The sequence below is a fragment of the Kitasatospora sp. NPDC101155 genome (assembly GCF_044768305.1).
In the GTDB taxonomy this organism is placed as follows: Bacteria; Actinomycetota; Actinomycetes; order Streptomycetales; family Streptomycetaceae; genus Kitasatospora.
The window spans coordinates 65,797-82,445 of record NZ_JBIWPN010000003.1 but is presented as its reverse complement, the minus strand read 5'-3'; the positions used below and the strand labels follow the sequence as shown (position 1 = coordinate 82,445).

The window sequence follows — 16,649 nt, the reverse complement described above, 5'->3', positions numbered from 1 at the left end:
GTGAACCACCGGCGGGTACGCCACAGTTCCCGTCCGGGCGGTTCGGACGCGGGTCCGGGGAAGGGCCCTCGATAGGCTGGCCGACATGGAGATCTGGATCAACCCGCGCTGCGGCAAGTGCAGGACGGCCCTCAGCGAGCTGAACGGCGCCGGGGTGGAGTACACCGTGCGGCGCTACCTGGAGGATCCGCCGACGGCGGCCGAGCTGGAGCAGGTGCTGGAGCGCCTGGGCCTGGAGCCCTGGGACATCACCCGCACCGACGAGCAGGTCGCGAAGGACCTGGGGATGAAGACGTGGCCCCGGGAGGCGGGCGAGCGGGCGCGCTGGATCGCCGCCATGGCCGAGCACCCGGTGCTGATCCAGCGGCCGATCATCACCGCGGACGACGGCCACGCCGTCGTGGCCCGGACCCCCGAGGCCCTCAAGTCCGTCTTGCCGTAGAGCGGTTGGCCGTTCCCGGCGGCCGTTTCCAGCGACCGTTCCCGGCGGCCGCCGCGGCTGCCGGGAACGGTCGGGAGCGGTCAGTGGAGCCGGGTCGTCTCCACCGGCCGGCCCGGGTGCCAGTTGTGGACCAGCAGCTGGTCGCCCTCCAGGGCGGTGTGCACCACCTGCTGGAGGTCCAGCCGGAACAGGTGGAACGGGGTGGGCGGCGGCTCGGGCAGCTCGGCCGAGAAGGCGGCGATCTCGTCCTCGTCGGTGACCTCCACCGCGCGGCCGGAGAGCTTGGAGTCCCCGCCGGCCATGGTCTCGTCGCCCGGGCGGGCGTGCAGCGCGAAGCGGGCGTCCCGCTGGAGGTCGCGCGCCTTGACCGCCTGGTACATCGATCCGAGCCAGGCGTCGGCGCCGATGAAGTCGACCTCCGTCCCGCTCACCCGGGGTGAACCGTCCCTGCGCAGCGTCGCCAGGACGTGGTGCTTGTTCGCCTCGAACCGGGCCCGTACCAGGGCTGCGAGTTCGGGGGCCTCGTGCTCGAAATCCTGCCAGGTGGCCATGGCGCCAGTCTGGCAGCCGGCGCCGACAACCGCCGGGTACGAGCGACCGGGCGCAGCACGCGGTCCGGACCGGGCGTTGTCGGCGGCCGGTGCCACACTGGCGGGGTGACCACCACGACCACGTACATCGCATTCCTGCGGGCCATCAACGTCGGCGGCCGGACGGTGCGGATGGAGCGGTTGCGGGCGCTCTTCGCCGAACTGGGGCTGGCGAACGTCCGCTCGTACATCCAGAGCGGCAACGTCTTCTTCGACACCGACGGACCGGACCGGGCCACCGACCGCGCCGCGCTGACCCGGCGGATCGAGGAGCACCTGGAGCGGGCGTTCGGCTACCCGGTGCCGGTCATGCTGCGGACGGTCGACGAGGTGGCCGGGCTGCTCGCCGCCGAGCCGTTCCGGGGCGTCGAGGTGACGCCGGACGTGCGGCTGGTGGTCGCCTTCCTCTCCGAGCCGCTGCCGGCCGAACTCGCCCTCCCGCGCCGCTCGGCGAGGGGCGACGTCGAGGTGCTCGGCGCCGATCCCGGGGCCGCGTACATCGTGGTGCGCCTCCAGAACGGCAAGTGGGTCACCAAGGACATGTTCGGCAAGGGCTACCGGGGGTCGGTCACCTCCCGGTTCCTGCACACCACGGAGAAGATCCTCGCGGCCGCCCGCAAGGTCTGACGACCCGTCCGGGGAACTGGAACCGCGTCCCCGGTCCGGGCGTCTGGAGTGCAGTGACGTACGAACCGAGCGCCGGAGCACGGCGCGATCTGGACAGTCCGAGCCGGTCGATCCGACAATCGGGCCATGACGCAGCCTGAGCTCCCCACCGGCCAAGCCCGGCCCTCCGACGCCGAACGGGAAGCGGCGCTCGGGGTGCTGCGCGAGGGCGCGGGCAGCGGCCGACTGTCGCACGACACCTTCCTCGGCCGGATGGAGATCGTCCTCCAGGCCACCAGCCGCGCCGAGTTGGACGCGGCGGTGACCGGGCTGCCCACCGGCGGGCCGGTGGAGCGCTTCGCACTGCGGCTGGTCGGCCGGGTGTCCGGCTTCGGCGACCGGCTGAACCGGGCCTGGCGCACCGAGCGACTGCCCGGGCTGAGCCTCCCGCACTCCGGGGCCGGGCAGTTGACGATCGGACGGATCCCCGGCTCGGGGCTGCGGCTGCACGACGCCTCGGTCTCCCGGCACCACGCGCAGCTGCGGCACGAGAACGGCGGCTGGGTGCTCTACGACCTCGGTTCGACCAACGGCACGCACGTGAACGGGCGGCGGATAGCGGGCGGGGTGCCGGTCCGGCCGGGCGACCAGGTGCGGTTCGGCAACCTGGAGTTCCGGCTCGCCGCGCACTGACCCGGTCACCGGCGGGCGGCGGCGCACCGGCGGGGGCCACGCCGGTGGATCGTCAGTGGTGGGTGCGAGGGAGGCGGAGCGGATCGTCGCTCCGCTGGAGTGGCTCAACCGCCTGCCGGAGTGGGCGCCGGGAGCACGATCCCCCACGGGGCAGAGAAGTTGGGCACACCGACCGGATGTCGTCATGTGCCCGCGGCCGGTGCCACGCGCGTAGATCAACGGCCCGCGAAAAGAGCCGCGGGTCAGTCGACGACGCTCCCCAGGCCGCCGAGGCCCTCGCCGAAGATGCTCAGGTTGCCGCCGACCGGCCCGCCGTCGACCGCTCCCCCGCCCAGGTCACCCGACGGCCCCCACAGCGGCGCCGTGCAGCGCTGGTAGGTCGCCTGCCAGTGCGGCCAGTTGCGGGCCACGTCGTCGTCGCACTCGGCCAGCAGCCGCTCGACCGTCGCCGGCTCCACCCCGTCCAGCAGCCAGGCCAGCGCGTCCGCGCTGCCCGGGCCGTCCGCCGAGCGCAGCAGGTCGAGCAGTTCGCCCAGGCCGCCGAGCCGGGAGTTGTCGGTGACCACCCGCTCCATCCGGGGCAGCAACTGCCGCTCCTCGACCCGCAGATGGGTCTCCAGTCGGGCCGCCAGGTCCTCCATCGCGTACGCCACCGGCCAGGCGCTGCCGGTGTCCCGGCTGGCGATCCGCACCAACGTGGTGACCCGGGTGAAGGAGTGGTCGAGGTTGTGGTGGTCGGCCTCCAGCCAGTTGAGCAGCAGCCGCAGCTCGGGTGCGAAGCGCCGCACGATCGGCCAGATCCGGGTGTCCTGCTGCTCGTGGTGGCAGGTCAGCATCGCGGTCATGAAGGTCCAGTGCCGCAGCAGCGCCTCGCCCTTGTGCTCCTCGTCGGGCTGGAGCAGCCGCAGCGCGTTGGGCAGTCGGGCGAGGTCCCGGCGCAGTGCGGCGTGCACCAGCCGCAGCCCGGCGAACCGGGCGATGAGCGGCTCCTCGTCCGCGGTCCGCCCGTACGTGTCCGTCCCCCGGGAGTCGGCAGCGGACTCCGCCTGCGCGGGCACGGAGCGAGCGGGCTGGGGCAGCAGGTGGATCGGCATGAGGCTCTCTTCACGACGTGGCAGGACGGCTGGGGCGGCCCGTGAAGGCCGCCCCAGCCAAGGTGCTCGCAGTCGATCAGAAGCGAATCAATGTCCGATTGACGCGCAGGTCACGGGCCTGCGCACGGGCCGAAGCCCTCCCGCCGAACCACCCTCCGGCTCAGTCCGAGGCGGGGCCCGCCAGGTTCTTGGTGAGCCACTGCAGGGTGTCCGGGATCATCTTCTTGAAGTCCGAGGTGAGGTGCTTGCCGCCGGGCTGCTCGTAGTACTCGATGGACACCGGCGGGACGGCCTTGGCCACCCAGCTCTTGACGACGTCCTTCTCGTAGCCGTTGGCGCCGCCCGCGGTGACGTACATCTTCACGTCGGCCTTGCCCTGGGTGATCAGCTGGTTGGGGCTGTTGGCCGCCTTCTCGGCGTCGTGGCCCTTCCACAGCCCGGAGTCCGGGATGAAGTAGCCGTCGATCGGCACCGCGGCCTTGTAGACGTCCGGGTGCTGCAGGGCCATCTTGGCGCTGCAGAAGCCGCCGGTGGAGGCGCCCATCACGCCCCAGCTGTCGCGGCCCTTCAGGGTGCGGAAGCTGGCGCGGACCCAGTCCGGGATGTCCTCGGCCATCCAGGTGCCCATCTTGGGCTGGCCCGGGATGTCGGAGCAGTCCAGCGCGTTCTTCTCGTCGCTGTTGAAGTTCTGCACCGGCATGATCATGATGAACGGGTGGGCCTTGCCCTCCTTGACCAGCCGCTCGTCCTCCTCCTGGATCGGCAACTGGTTGTCGGTCCAGGTGTTGTAGCCGTTGCTCTGGCCGCCCGCGTAGAGGGTGAGCACCGGGAAGCCGGTCTTGGCGAACTTGGGGTCGTTGTACTCGGGCGGCAGCCAGACCCAGACCTGGCCGGTGACACCGGACTTGGCGCCGGCCACCTTGGTCATCATGATCGGGCCGGCCGCGGTGTCCCGGACCTTGCTCATGGCGGGGGCCGGGCCGGTCGGCATCTGCACCGCCCCGTTGGCCGCGGTGGGCTGCTCGACGGAGGGCACGGCCGAGACGGCGGCGCCGGCGCTCGGGCTGCTCGCACCACTGGTCGCTGCCGGGGTGCCGTCCGCCGAGACATTCCCCTTCCCGCCGCCGGAACTCCCGCAGGCCGCGAGCGAGGCGGCCAGAGCAAGGACGGCGGCGCCGGTCAGGACGGCACGGGAACGGGACGACTGCCTAAGCACGGTGAGAACTCTCCGACCGATGTCACGCCCGGTCCGTCTGACCGGGCGGCGGCCCCCCGGTGGGGCCGGACAGGCCCGGGGGCGCGGTGCTGGTGCGGTCCCCGGAGTGGTGGGCGCGACGTCCCTTACGGAACCGCACCTTCCTGCGATCTTATGACGTGGGCCGGGGTGGGCCGGTTGCGAGGTGGCCACCGGAAATCCAATGTTTGTTCGCGATCAGGTAAAGGCCTTCACCCCTCCCGCCGGACGGCGGGGGCCGGACGGCGGGGCCCACAGCCGCCCACCGGTCGGGCCGTCCGGTTTTTGGGTGCTTTGACCAGTGACGGCGGCCCGCACATCCGGAACGATCTCCTCAGCACGCCCGGAGAGTGACCGCACCGGTACCCGTCCACCGAGGAGAGCACCATGTCCGAGCAGATCACCGCCGCCACCGCCGGAACGGCCCCGGCTGCCGGAGTCGCCGTCGTCACCGGGGCCGGGAGCGGGGTCGGCCGGGCCGTGGCGGTCGAGCTGGCCGCGGCCGGCTGGCGGGTGGTGCTGGCCGGACGCCGCGCCGAGCCGCTGCGGGGGACGGCCGCGCTCTGCGCCGCCCCGGCCGAGGTGGTGCCGACCGACGTCACCGATCCGGCGGCGGTGGACGCGCTGTTCGCGACGGCCGTCGAACGCCACGGCCGGGTGGACCTGCTGTTCAACAACGCCGGCACCTTCGGCCCGGCCGTCCCGGTGGAGGAGTTGGCGGTCGAGGACTGGCGGGCGGTGGTCGACCTCAACCTGACCGGCGCCTTCCTCTGCGCCCGGGCCGCGTTCCGGCAGATGCGGGCCCAGGACCCGCAGGGTGGCCGGATCATCAACAACGGCTCGATCTCCGCACACGTCCCGCGCCCGCACTCGATCGCCTACACCGCGACCAAGCACGCGATCACCGGCCTGACCAAGTCGCTCTCGCTGGACGGCCGTCCGTACCGGATCGCCTGCGGCCAGATCGACATCGGCAACGCGGCGACCGACATGACGGCCGCGATGAGCGTCGGGGTGCGGCAGGCGGACGGCCGGATCGCGCCCGAGCCGACCATGGACGTGGCCGATGTGGCGCGCACCGTACGGCACATGGCCGGGCTGCCGCTGGAGGCCAATGTGCAGTTCGCCACCGTGATGGCGACGGCGATGCCGTACATCGGGCGGGGCTGAGGACGTCGGCCCGTACGCCCTCACCCGGCGTCTCCACGGGCTTTCGAGCCCGAAGGCTCCGCTCCCGCCCGTCCCGCGGCACCTGACGGGGACTCCCACCCGAAGGAGTGACCCCCGTCGGTCCGGGCCGACGGGGGTCACCAAGGGTCCCGGGGCTACGACTGCCAGCTGTCGTTCAGCGTGACGTTCCCCGAGGAGGGCGCGGTCGCCGTGCGGTTGGCCCCGGACTCCCAGGTCACCGCCCCGCTCGCGTCCTTGCGGACGTACTTGTACTGGAAGGACGTGCCGCCCGGCAGCGACAGCGCGAGCGACCAGACCGGGTAGCCGGCCGAGGAGAGCGGCAGCGCCTTGGCCGGGTCCCAGCCGCCGAGCGCGGGGATGTCACCGACCACATAGATGTTCTGACCGTACGAGGTGGTCGCGTTGACGTTGAAGGAGGCGCCGGAGACGTTCGTCCCGGGCTGCACGTACAGCGCGACCGCGTCGCCCGCGCCGACCGTCGCGGTGAACTGCCCGTTGGCGCCCACCTGGTACGTCGGGCCGGTGCAGCCGCCGCCCGGCTGCGGGTCGCCGTGCTGGACGTCGCAGTACGTCCCGGCCGGCAGCCCGGTCTGGAAGGTCTGGGTGATCGCGCCGCTCTCGTGGTTGATCGCGACGTAGCCCCGGTTGCCGCGGCCGAAGGCGATCGCGTTGTTGCCGTTGGACCACCAGTCGGTCACCCCGGTGCCCGCGACCGCGTTGCGGAAGCCGACCATGTTGGCGATCTGCCGCCAGGCGTGGGTGCAGTTCCAGCCGTCCCGGTAGCAGGCGTTCACGGTGCCGCCGTTGGGCGGGCCGTCGTCGTTGTTGGTGAAGCTGTAGCCCGAGTAGATGTTGGGCGAGCCGTAGGTCGAGGCCAGCAGGAAGATGTTGGCCAGCGTGTAGGTGTTGCCGTAGGTGTAGTTGAGGGTGGAGCCGTTGCGCTCGGTGTCCCAGTTGTCGATGAAGCTGCGCGCCTGGTTGCTCGGCAGGTAGCCCCAGGAGGCACCCCAGCCGCTGAGGTTGGCGAGCTTGTCGCTGGTGAAGATGCGCTTGAGGTCGGTGCCGACCCGGAACTCGTCGACGTCGCCGTTGCCGGTGTACTCGGAGGGCTGGATCGGCTCGCCGGCGCCGTAGATGACCTCCTGCACCCAGTAGGCGTTGGGGTTGGCCATCTTGGCCTTGATCGCGGCGAGCTCACCGGCCGCGATGTGCTTGGCGGCGTCGATCCGGTAGCCGTCGACACCGAGCGAGCCCAGGTCGTCCAGGTAGTGCGCGATGGTGGTCTGGACGTAGGCGCTGCCGGTGTCCAGGTCGGCCAGGTTGACCAGTTCGCAGTCCTGCACGTTGGTGCGGTCCTGGTAGTTGGTGATCGGCTGGCGGCAGGTGTGGAAGTCCTGGTCCTGGTACGTGCCGGGGTAGTTGTACTTGGTGTACACCGTGCCGCCGGTGCCCGTCCCGGAGCCGGCCGTCATGTGGTTGACGACGGCGTCGGCGATCACCTTGACCCCGGCCGCGTGGCAGGTGTCGACCATGTTCTTGAAGGAGGTGCGGTCGCCGAGCCGCCCGGCGATCTGGTAGCTGACCGGCTGGTACGAGGTCCACCACTGCGGGCCCTGGATGTGTTCCTGGGGCGGCGAGACCTCGACGAAGCCGTAGCCCTTCGGGCCGAGGGTGGAGGTGCAGGCCTGGGCGACCGAGTCGAAGCGCCACTCGAAGAGGGTGGCGGTGACGTCCTTGCCGTTGTTCGCGGGCGGGGTGGCGTGGGCGGCGGGGGTGCCGAGACCGCCGGTGAGCGAGAGCGCGAGCGCCGCCGAGGCGGCGAGCGCACCGGCCGCGCGGGCGGGCCGGCGGGTGGGGGTGGTGACCACGTTGTCTCCATGGGGGTGGCTGGGGTGGGGCAGCCGGGATGAATCTCTGGACCTGGTCCTGCAAGAAAATTCTGTAACTTGCCGGAAACTTGCAGAGAACTTAGAGCCATGGAAAGACAGCGTCAAGGCAACCGACAGAAACGTTTCCGCATCAGTATCGGAGTTGAGCATCCCGAGCACGGCATCCGGAGCACGGCGAAGGCCCGGCAGCCCTGGCTGCCGGGCCTTGCCTACCGACCGGACGTCAGCTGGTCTGGATCGAGGTGTCGTCGATCACGAAGCTCGTCTGCAGCGAGGAGTCCTCGGTGCCGGTGAACTTCAGGGTGACCGTCTGGCCCGCGTAGGACGAGAGGTCGAAGGTGCGCTGCTGGTAACCGGCCGCGGCGTCCACGTTGGAGTAGGTCTTCAGCGTGGTGCCGTTCACCGACACGGCCAGCTTGTCGTACGCGGTCGAGCCCGACTCGGCGGTGTCGATGTGCAGCCAGAAGCTCAGCGTCGCCTTGCAGCCCGCCGGGATCGTCACCGTCTGGGACAGCGTGTCGGTGTGGGTGCTGCCGTAGCCGTTCAGCCACGCCTTCCACGAACCGCCGTGCGCCGCCTGCGAGGAGCTGTTGTCGACCACGCCCGAGCTCGCCGTCCACGGCGCCGCCGTGCCCGTCTCGAAGCCCGGGTTGCCCAGCAGCTGCGCCGGGGTGCAGCCGCCGCCGCCACCACCGGTGACCGCCCAGGTGAAGCTGGTGGTCCCGGTCTTGCCGGCCGAGTCGGTGACCGTGACCGTCACGTTGGAGTTGCCCGCGGTGGTCGCGGTGCCGGTGATCACGCCGGTGCCGGCGTTGATGGCCAGGCCGGCCGGCAGACCGGTGGCCGAGTAGGACAGCGGAGCCGTCCCGCCCGAGGCCTTGATCTGCAGGTTGACCGAGCCGCCCACCGCGGTGGACTGGTTGCCCGGGCTGATGACGGTGATGCCGCCCGGGTTGGGCAGCGAGCCGACGTTGACCGCGGCCCAGGCGGTGGCGACCTGGTTGTACTCGGTGCTGTTCGCGCCGTACAGGTCGGTGGCCGCGTTCAGGGTCGCGGTGCGGGCGGCGGCGTAGTCGGTGGTGGAGGTCATGTAGGCGGTCAGCGCCTTGTACCAGACCTGCAGCGCCTTGTCCCGGCCGATGCCGGCGACGGTGATGTTGTTGACCGTCGGGCTGTTGTAGCTGAAACCGTTGATGGTCTTGGCGCCGCTGCCCTCGGACAGCAGGTAGAAGAAGTGGTTGGCGACGCCGGACGAGTAGTGGACGTCCAGGTTGCCCACGCCCGAGTACCAGGAGTCGGCCGAGGAGCCGTCCTTGGAGGGCTTGTCCATGTAGCGCAGCGGCGTGCCGTTGCCGTTGATGTTGATCAGCTCGCCGATCAGGTAGTTCGGCGGGTTGGCGGGCAGGTTGGCGTAGAACTCGACGCCGGTGCCCATGATGTCGGAGGTCGCCTCGTTGAGGCCGCCGGACTCGCCCGAGTAGTTCAGGTTGGCGGTGGCCGAGGTGACGCCGTGGCTCATCTCGTGGCCGGAGACGTCGAGTTCGGTGAGCGGGTGGGTGTCGCTCGCGCCGTCGCCGTAGGTCATGCAGAAGCAGCCGTCGTCCCAGAACGCGTTGACGTAGCCGGTGTCGTAGTGGACCCGGCTCATGGCGCCGACACCGTCGTTCTTGATGCCGCTGCGGCCGAAGGTGTTCTTGTAGAAGTCCCAGGTGGCCGCGGCGCCGAACTGGGCGTCCACGGCGGCGGACTGACGGTTGCCGACCTGGCCGTTGCCCCAGGTGTCGGTCGAGTTGGTGAACAGCGTGCCGTTGCCGGAGGTGCCGTTGGCCATGTCGGTGGTGTACTGGCCGCCGCGACTGGCGTCCTTGAGCTGGAACTGCGAGCCGCTCTGGGTGGTGGTCAGCGGAACCTGACCGACGAACACGCCGGTGCCGCTGCCGCGCTTGATGCCGTCGGCCTTGCTGAGCACGTCACCGGTCCTGGCGTCGGTGACCACGTGCAGCTTGCTCGGGGTGCCGTCGGACTCGCGGCCGTTGACGACCGTCTCCCAGGCGAGCTTCGGGGCGCCGTCGGCAGCCCAGACGACCAGGCGCGGGGCGGAGTCGACCGAGCCCTGCTCGGCGGCGAGGGCAGCCTCCTGGGCCTTCGGGGCGGCCAGGGCCGGGGTGGTGTCGACGCCCGCGAGGCTGGCCTCGCTGGCCTTGGTCACGCTCTTGGTGGCGCCGGCCGCGTCCTGGTGGACGATCAGGTCGCCGCCGAGGACGGGGAGTCCGGCGTAGGTGCGCTCGTAGCGCAGGTGGCGACCGCCGTTGGCGTCCTGGACGACGTCCTTGGTGACCAGCTTCTCCTTGCCGTCCAGGCCGAGGGTCTGGGCGAGGGAGGCGGTCTGCTGGTTCGCCGAGGCGATCAGCGCGGCCCGGGTGGTCTGCTGGGCGGCGACGGCGGCCGGCGCGTCCGGGGCGGCCTGGGCGATCACGGGTATGCCCGTGACCAGCAGCGCGGTGGTGGCGGCCAGGACGACCGCCGCCTTCCGGGTGTGAGCGTAACGGGACATGCGGACTCCTTTTCCGACCGGCGCCGGTTCGCGCGCGGTGGAGAGAATCTGGGCCGCGGGGTTGCGGCGCAGTGGGGGCCCCCGCCTGGTGCAACGGGGGTGCGGTTGCGGTGCTCACGGGCGTTGCAGGGGTTCGTTGCAGGGTTGGGACGCGCTGCACCTCAACTGGAGCGACTGCACCGGGGGGTGGGGCCCCCTCGTCTGCAGCCGGAGGAATCGTGGCAGCAAACGCGCCGTTAATGACAGATGCATGCCACTAATTGGCCGATTCATTACCGAAACCGTATGCACGACGGTCCGTCAGCTGTGTTACGGCATGACCAAGTCTTGAACACGGTTTTCATGGTCCTGACAAAGTTCGATCACGGTCGGAGGTGACTGACCAGCGCTCAGTCCTCCGGCGCCTACCGCGCGGTGGGCGGCAGCGTCGCGCGGGTGCGGCACGTCACAGTTCCGGCCGTGCCACCGCCGGATTCCGGCCATTCCCCGGCCGAAACGGAACCGGGCCCCGCACGGCTGCAACAGCGGTGCGGGGCCCGGGAGTTACCGGACAGTCGGAATCAGTTGGTCAGTTCTGGACGAATACCGCCACGGTACGACCCGGCACGGTGAAGGTCCCGGTCGCGGCGTCGAAGCCGGATTGCTTCACCACCTGGTCCGCCCCGGCCGCCTGGGCGGGGTGCAGCGCCTGGCCGGTCCCCTTCAGCTCGGCGACGGCCTGGGTCTGGGTGGTGGGCGTGGCGTTGAAGACCACCGTGATGCCCTTCTCCGCGCCCGGCAGCCCGGTGCCGTCCAGGTGCAGGGTGATCACCCCGGGCGTCTCGCCGGACGTGCCGGAGAGCGGGTACGACAGCCGCTGCTGGACGTCGGCCAGGGTGGGGAGCGAGAACAGCGGCGAGGACTGCTTGATCCGCAGGAAGTCCTGGAACTGCGCGGTCGTCGCCCGGATGTCGGCCTCGCCCACCGTCAACTTCGGGTTGGCCAGCAGGGATCGGGCGGTCGGCCACATCTCCTGGTTGTCCTTGGCCATCGGCAGGCCGCGGCCCCAGCCGTTGCCCTGAGTCGCGTCCCAGTGGATGGCGTTGAACCAGTCGCCCGAGTCGTAGGCGTTGGAGTCCAGCGACTTGGAGCGCAGCAGGTCGCTGCCGGCCTGGGCGAAGCCCGCGCCCTGGGTGAGCGCGGTCAGCGACAGCCCGAGCGCCTGCATCCGGGCCCGGTCGGCGGGCGCGGTGCCGGTCGGCAGCTTGTACGCGAGCGCGTCGAACAGGTCGGTGTTGTCGTGGGCGTCCACGTACTCCACCGCCTCGCCCGGCTTGGCCGCGTACCCGGTCGGGGCGCCGTTGTAGTCGACCTGGGCGCCGGTGACGGCCTTGCCCGAGCTGTCGGCGAAGGAGTAGCCGGCCAGGTTGCCGGTCAGCCCGACCTTCAACTGGTCCATCTGGTGCAGCAGTCGGGCCTTCTGCTCCTCCGGGTCGCCGTTCGCGGGCGAGCCGTTGGGGTCGGTGTACAGGCCCGAGGCGAAGCCCTGCTGCGGCGCCGAACTCAGCATGAAGTTGCCGCCGCGGGCGGCGTCGCGGATCCGGTCGTCGAAGGTGGCGATGCCGGTGCCGGCCATGTTCTGCTGGGTGGCCTGCTCGAACCGGGCGTTGTTGGCGACGGTGCCGAAGTTCCAGCCCTCGCCGTAGAGGAAGATGTTCTTGCCGTCCACGCCGTCCGACTCGGGCGTCATCTTCCGCAGCGCGGCCTGCACGTCCAGCATGGTGGACTTCGGGTCCAGGCCCATCAGGTCGAAGCGGAAGCCGTCGACCTGGTACTCGCGGGCCCACAGGGTCACCGAGTCGACCACCAGCCGGTTCATCATGGCGTGCTCGGGCGCGGTGTCGGCGCAGCAACTGTCCGCCGTCACCTTGCCGTCGGCGTCCAGCCGCTGGTAGTAGCCGGGGACGACCTTGTCCAGCACCGAGTGCTCGGCCTGGCCGCTGGCGGCGGTGTGGTTGTAGACCACGTCCAGCACCACCCGCAGCCCGGCCGCGTGCATCGCCTGCACCATCTGCCGGAACTGCACGGTCCGCGCCGTACCGTTCGGGTCAGTGGCGTAGGAGCCCTCCGGCACGTTGTAGTGCAGCGGGTCGTAGCCCCAGTTGTACGCGTCGTCGGCGGCGACGGCCGCCACGCACTCCTGCTGCTTCGGGCTGTCCGGCGGCAGGGACTTGAGGTCGCAGGCCGGCAGCTTCTGGTCGGCCCGGTTCTCGTGGATGGTGGCGATGTCGAAGGTCGGCAGCAGGTGCACCGTGGTCACCCCGGCCTTGGCGAGGTCCCGGAGGTGCTTCATCCCGGCCGAGTCGGACTCGGTGAATGCCAGGTAGGTGCCGCGCTCGGCCTCCGGGACGGTGGTGTCCTCCACCGAGAAGTCCCGGACGTGCAGCTCCTGGATCTGCTGCCGCGCGGGCGGGACGGCCTGCGGGCGGGGCTGGTCGTCCCAGCCCTGTGGCTTGAGCTCCTTGGCGTCCAGGTCGGCGACCAGGCTGCGCTTGGAGTCGGTGGACAGCGCCACCGAGTACGGGTCGGTGACGGTGTTGACCACCAGCTGCTGCACCGACGGCGCCCAGACCTTCACCTGGTACAGGTAGTACTTGCCGTCCAACTCCTGCTTGTCGCGGACGACCTCCCACACCCCGGTCTCGTCGTCCAGCTTCAGCGGCAGCGTCCTCGGGGTGCCCCCGGTGGCGCTGTCGAAGACCTGGACGGAGACCTCCTGGGCGGTCGGCGCCCAGAGCGAGAGCGCGACCTTGCCGTCGTAGTACGCCGGACCGAAGTCCACCTTGCCGGTGCGGCGCGCGTACAGGTCGTCCAGCACGCCCGGGGTCTGGACGCCCGTCCCGGCCAGCACCGCGCCGCTCGGCAGGTGTTCGGTGAACAGCAGCTGGCCGCGCAGCGCGGCCGGGACGCGGGCGGTGTCCCGGGCGTCCACGGTGAAGGCCCGGTAGCCCGCCAGGTGCGGGTACTTGGCCTTCTGGGCGTCGGTCAGCCCGCCGGCCACGGGGTTGAGGCGGATCCACTTGCCCGGCTTGGTCAGCACGCCCTTGTCGGCGCGGATGCCGCCCTCGGGGTCGTAGACGAGCTGGGCGCTGGTGCCGCCGGCCAGGGCCTGGTCGGTGGCGCCGTAGTTCGCCGGGACGACGACGGTCTTCGCGTCGATCCACTGGGCCTTGGCGCCGGAGAGGTCCAACTGCGAGGAGGCGGCGGGGTTCTGCGGCAGCAGGTAGCCCTCACGGCCGCCGAGGATCCACACCTCCTTGCCGTTGACGGCGAAGTCCAGCGACTGGTCGGCGGGCAGGTCCTTGTCGTTGCCGTTGTGCAGGATGTAGCTGAGGCTGGTCGCCCCGGGGGCGAGCGGCACCTCGAAGACGGCGCCGAAGGCGTCCCGGCGGGCCGGCATCAGCGGCTTGCCCCAGTCGGTGGGGTTGGCGGCGCCGGTCCAGTCGTGCAGGCCCCAGCCGTCGTAGTTCCCGTCGGCCCGGTTGTAGTGGATCACGGCGGTGTTCGCCGGGATTCCCGAACCGGTCGACCCGGCCGCCGGGCCGGGGTCGGCCGTGCGGACGGTCGCGTCGCCCTGCTTCAGCCACACCTCGCCGGTGGCACCGACGTCGATGTGCCGGTCGGCGTCCACGTCCTTGACGCCGTTCTTCTCGACGATGAAGCCGACGTCCGAGGCCCCGGGCTTCAGCCGCACGTAGGCGAAGGCCCCGTACGCGTCCCGCCCGACGAAGGGGTGCCCGGCCGGCCACTGGGTGCCCTCGCCGTCGGCGAGGTCGCCCCAGGCGTAGAGGTTCCAGCCGTCGTAGTCGCCGTCCGGCCGGTTGTAGTGGACGACGGCGTACGGGCGGGCGCCGGCGGTGGGCACCGGCTTGGGCGCGGGGGTGCCGGTGGTGAAGCTCGCAGTGGCGGAGCGCAGATGGCCGCTGGAGTCCTGCACGACGGCCTTGTACCGCACGACCGTGCCGGGCGCGACCGCGCTCAGGTCCTGGGTGACGGCGAAGAGCCTCTGCCCGTCGGAGCCGGACTTCCCGGTGTCGGCCGTCCCCAGGGTCTGCCAGGGCCCGTTGCCGATCTGCGCGGCGAAGCTCACCCGGTTGAAACCGCCGCCGTCCGCCGTGGCGCCGACCGTGACCGGGCCGGTCGAGCCGTCCGCCGGCGGCTGCACCGAGAGCTGCGGCGCGGCACTGGTTTTGGAGGCGGTGGCGGCGGCCAGCTTGGCGCCTGCCTTGAGCACCACGGAGGACAGCGCCGGGACGGTCACGGTCACCTTGCGGTCCGCGCCGCTGGTGACCCGCGCTCCGGCCGAGGGGTAGATCGGGTCGAAGCCCATCCCCGCCGAGAAGGTGTCCAGCGTGACGGTCTTCGCCTCGGTGGCGTTGTTGACCGCCACCAGGTACTCGACCTGCTGGCCGGCGTCGATCCGGGAGAAGGCGTACACGCCCGCGCCGTCGGCCGCGTAGCGCTCGATCTGCGCGCCGTCGGCCAGCGCCGGGTTGTCCCGGCGCAGCTTGGCCAGGCCCGCGACGCCCTGGTAGAGCTCGCCGCCCTGCCCGTACCGGTCGGCCGGGCCGGAGGCGCCGCCGAGCACCCGGTCGCTGTTGTAGGAGGGCGTCCTGGAGGCGAACATGTCCTGCCGGGCGTCCTTGTCGCCGCCCGCGCCGGTGAAGCCCTGCTCGTCGCCGTAGTAGACGACGGGCTGGCCGCGGGTGAGGAACTGCAGCTCGCTGCCGAGCCGGTCCTTCCTCAGCAGGGTGGCGTCGTCGGCGCCCGGGTTGTCGGCGAGCAGGAAGGAGCCGAAGCGGCCCATGTCGTGGTTGCCGAGGAAGGTCGGCAGCTCGTACGCGTCGGTGTCGGCGCTGGTGTAGCGGTAGTCCTGGGCGTAGACGTCGGCGAGGTTCCTGGCCGAGCCGCCCTGCGAGACGTAGGAGCGGGCCGCGCCCTGGAACGGGAAGTCGAGCGTGGCCTGCAGCTTGCCCTTGGTGACGTACGGCGAGGTGACGGCCGGGTCGCCGGAGTAGACCTCGCCGAACATGAAGAACTTCTTGTTGCCCTGCTTGGTGGCGAAGTCCTTGAGCGCGGGCGCCCACTGCTGCCAGAAGGCCATGTCGACGTGCTTGACGGTGTCGATCCGGAAGCCGTCCACACCGGTGTCCTTGACCCACTGCTGGTAGACCTGCTCGAAGCCCTTCACCACCCGGGGGTTCTGGGTGTCCAGGTCGTCCAGGCCGTTGAAGTCGCCCTCGGTGGCGGACTCGCCGACGAAGGTCGAGTCGCCGCGGTTGTGGTACAGCGCCGGGTCGTTGAGCCAGGACGGGCTCTTGGCCTTGGCGTCGGCCGGGGTGCGGAAGACCGGGGTGTAGGGGAAGGAGTCCTTGGTGATCTTCGGCCAGGGGGCCTGGGCGTCGGCGATCGCGGTCTCGTCGACCGGGTTGCCGTCGGCGTCGAGGGTCGGGTACACGCCGACCGAGCGGTAGCCGTGCTGCTGCTCGGCGTCGTCGATGACGTCGGCGGTGTGGTTGGTGATGACGTCGAAGAAGACCTTGATGCCGCGCGCGTGCGCCTTGGCTATCAGCTCCTTCAGCTGCTCGTTGGTGCCGAAGTGCGGGTCGACCTGGGTGAAGTCGGTGATCCAGTAGCCGTGGTAGCCGGCCGAGGCGTCGGCTCCGCTGCCCTGCACCGGCTTGTTCTTGAAGATCGGGGCCATCCAGATCGCGGTGGTGCCGAGGTTCTGGATGTAGTCGAGCTTCTGGATCAGTCCGGCCAGGTCGCCGCCGTGGTAGAAGCCCTTGTCGCCGGGGTCGAAGCCGTTGTCCAGCCGGCCGCCGGTGATGCCGCCGGTGTCGTTGGCGGTGTCGCCGTTGGCGAAGCGGTCGGGCAGGACGAAGTAGAACTGCTCGCGGGTGAGGTCGTGCCGCCCGGCGGTGGCCGCCAGCGCGGCGTCCGAGGGCGGGGGCGGCGGAGCGGCGGCGAGGGCCGCGGGGGCGCCGCCGAGGGTGGCGGCGGTCAGTGCGGCGGCCAGCAGCACGGCCGTGCGGCCGGGTCTGCGGCGGCCGGTGCTCCGTCGGGCGGTGCTCCGTCGGGGGCGGAGCGGCGTATCGGCCACTGAGGGGCTCCCTTAGGGGGAAGGGCGATCGATTTCCCAGGAAGCTAGCGGCCTGCAATATGTTTCAGCAAGATGCAGAAAGCGTTTCGTGCCGGGAAAATCCAGGCCACGGGCGCTCCGGACCACCCCGGTTACGCCCCTTCGGCCGCCGGCCTGACAATGGGACGTATGTCCGCTCCACCGGTAAGCACCAGAACCGATCGCACCCCCTACC

10 protein-coding genes are annotated in these 16,649 nt (G+C 71.1%); 4 read left to right on the top strand and 6 right to left on the bottom strand.

Features of this window, described 5'->3' with window-relative positions:
* The first annotated feature begins 85 nt into the window (after nucleotides 1-85).
* Nucleotides 86-442 carry an arsenate reductase family protein gene (locus ACIRYZ_RS05080; protein ID WP_402939716.1) on the top strand — a complete coding sequence of 119 codons (357 nt, stop codon included), beginning with the start codon at nucleotides 86-88 and terminating at the stop codon, nucleotides 440-442.
* 80 nt (nucleotides 443-522) lie between these two features.
* On the opposite strand, the gene ACIRYZ_RS05075 is transcribed toward ACIRYZ_RS05080, so the two are convergent.
* Complete coding sequence (locus ACIRYZ_RS05075) at nucleotides 523-993, bottom strand: pyridoxamine 5'-phosphate oxidase family protein (RefSeq protein WP_402939713.1); 471 nt, start codon at nucleotides 991-993, stop codon at nucleotides 523-525.
* Nucleotides 994-1,098: 105 nt separating this feature from the next.
* On the opposite strand from ACIRYZ_RS05075, the gene ACIRYZ_RS05070 reads away from it, so the two are divergent.
* On the top strand, nucleotides 1,099-1,659 hold the full coding sequence (locus tag ACIRYZ_RS05070) for a DUF1697 domain-containing protein (protein WP_402939711.1): 561 nt from the start codon (nucleotides 1,099-1,101) through the stop codon (nucleotides 1,657-1,659).
* 126 nt (nucleotides 1,660-1,785) lie between these two features.
* Nucleotides 1,786-2,331 (top strand): FHA domain-containing protein, encoded by a 546-nt coding sequence (locus ACIRYZ_RS05065; protein WP_402939708.1) that lies wholly within the window; start codon nucleotides 1,786-1,788, stop codon nucleotides 2,329-2,331.
* A gap of 242 nt (nucleotides 2,332-2,573) precedes the next feature.
* Here the strand turns inward: ACIRYZ_RS05065 and ACIRYZ_RS05060 are convergent, their stop codons facing one another.
* Entirely contained in the window at nucleotides 2,574-3,425 is an 852-nt protein-coding gene (locus ACIRYZ_RS05060; RefSeq protein WP_402939705.1) for a hemerythrin domain-containing protein, read from the bottom strand.
* Between the two features lie 160 nt (nucleotides 3,426-3,585).
* The gene (locus tag ACIRYZ_RS05055; protein ID WP_402939702.1) at nucleotides 3,586-4,641 is read right to left on the bottom strand and encodes an alpha/beta hydrolase; all 1,056 of its coding nucleotides are present in this window, start codon (nucleotides 4,639-4,641) and stop codon (nucleotides 3,586-3,588) included.
* A gap of 405 nt (nucleotides 4,642-5,046) precedes the next feature.
* Between ACIRYZ_RS05055 and ACIRYZ_RS05050 the strand changes: the two genes are divergently transcribed.
* Entirely contained in the window at nucleotides 5,047-5,829 is a 783-nt protein-coding gene (locus ACIRYZ_RS05050; protein WP_402939699.1) for an SDR family oxidoreductase, read from the top strand.
* Between the two features lie 155 nt (nucleotides 5,830-5,984).
* Here the strand turns inward: ACIRYZ_RS05050 and ACIRYZ_RS05045 are convergent, their stop codons facing one another.
* The 3 genes from ACIRYZ_RS05045 to pulA all read right to left on the bottom strand — a co-directional run bounded on the left by ACIRYZ_RS05045 (nucleotide 5,985) and on the right by pulA (nucleotide 16,435).
* Entirely contained in the window at nucleotides 5,985-7,718 is a 1,734-nt protein-coding gene (locus ACIRYZ_RS05045) for a carbohydrate-binding module family 20 domain-containing protein (protein ID WP_402939696.1), read from the bottom strand.
* Between the two features lie 244 nt (nucleotides 7,719-7,962).
* Nucleotides 7,963-10,293 (bottom strand): M4 family metallopeptidase, encoded by a 2,331-nt coding sequence (locus ACIRYZ_RS05040; protein ID WP_402939693.1) that lies wholly within the window; start codon nucleotides 10,291-10,293, stop codon nucleotides 7,963-7,965.
* Nucleotides 10,294-10,861: 568 nt separating this feature from the next.
* Nucleotides 10,862-16,435, bottom strand: coding sequence for a pullulanase-type alpha-1,6-glucosidase (gene pulA / locus ACIRYZ_RS05035; protein WP_402939690.1), 5,574 nt, complete (start codon nucleotides 16,433-16,435; stop codon nucleotides 10,862-10,864).
* Nucleotides 16,436-16,649: the final 214 nt, after the last annotated feature.

Coding starts and splice junctions, on each gene's coding strand:
- ACIRYZ_RS05080 (WP_402939716.1), top strand. CDS start 86: ATGGAGATCTGGATCAACCCGCGCTGCGGCAAGTGCAGGACGGCCCTC.
- ACIRYZ_RS05075 (WP_402939713.1), bottom strand. CDS start 993: ATGGCCACCTGGCAGGATTTCGAGCACGAGGCCCCCGAACTCGCAGCC.
- ACIRYZ_RS05065 (WP_402939708.1), top strand. CDS start 1,786: ATGACGCAGCCTGAGCTCCCCACCGGCCAAGCCCGGCCCTCCGACGCC.
- ACIRYZ_RS05060 (WP_402939705.1), bottom strand. CDS start 3,425: ATGCCGATCCACCTGCTGCCCCAGCCCGCTCGCTCCGTGCCCGCGCAG.
- ACIRYZ_RS05050 (WP_402939699.1), top strand. CDS start 5,047: ATGTCCGAGCAGATCACCGCCGCCACCGCCGGAACGGCCCCGGCTGCC.
- ACIRYZ_RS05040 (WP_402939693.1), bottom strand. CDS start 10,293: ATGTCCCGTTACGCTCACACCCGGAAGGCGGCGGTCGTCCTGGCCGCC.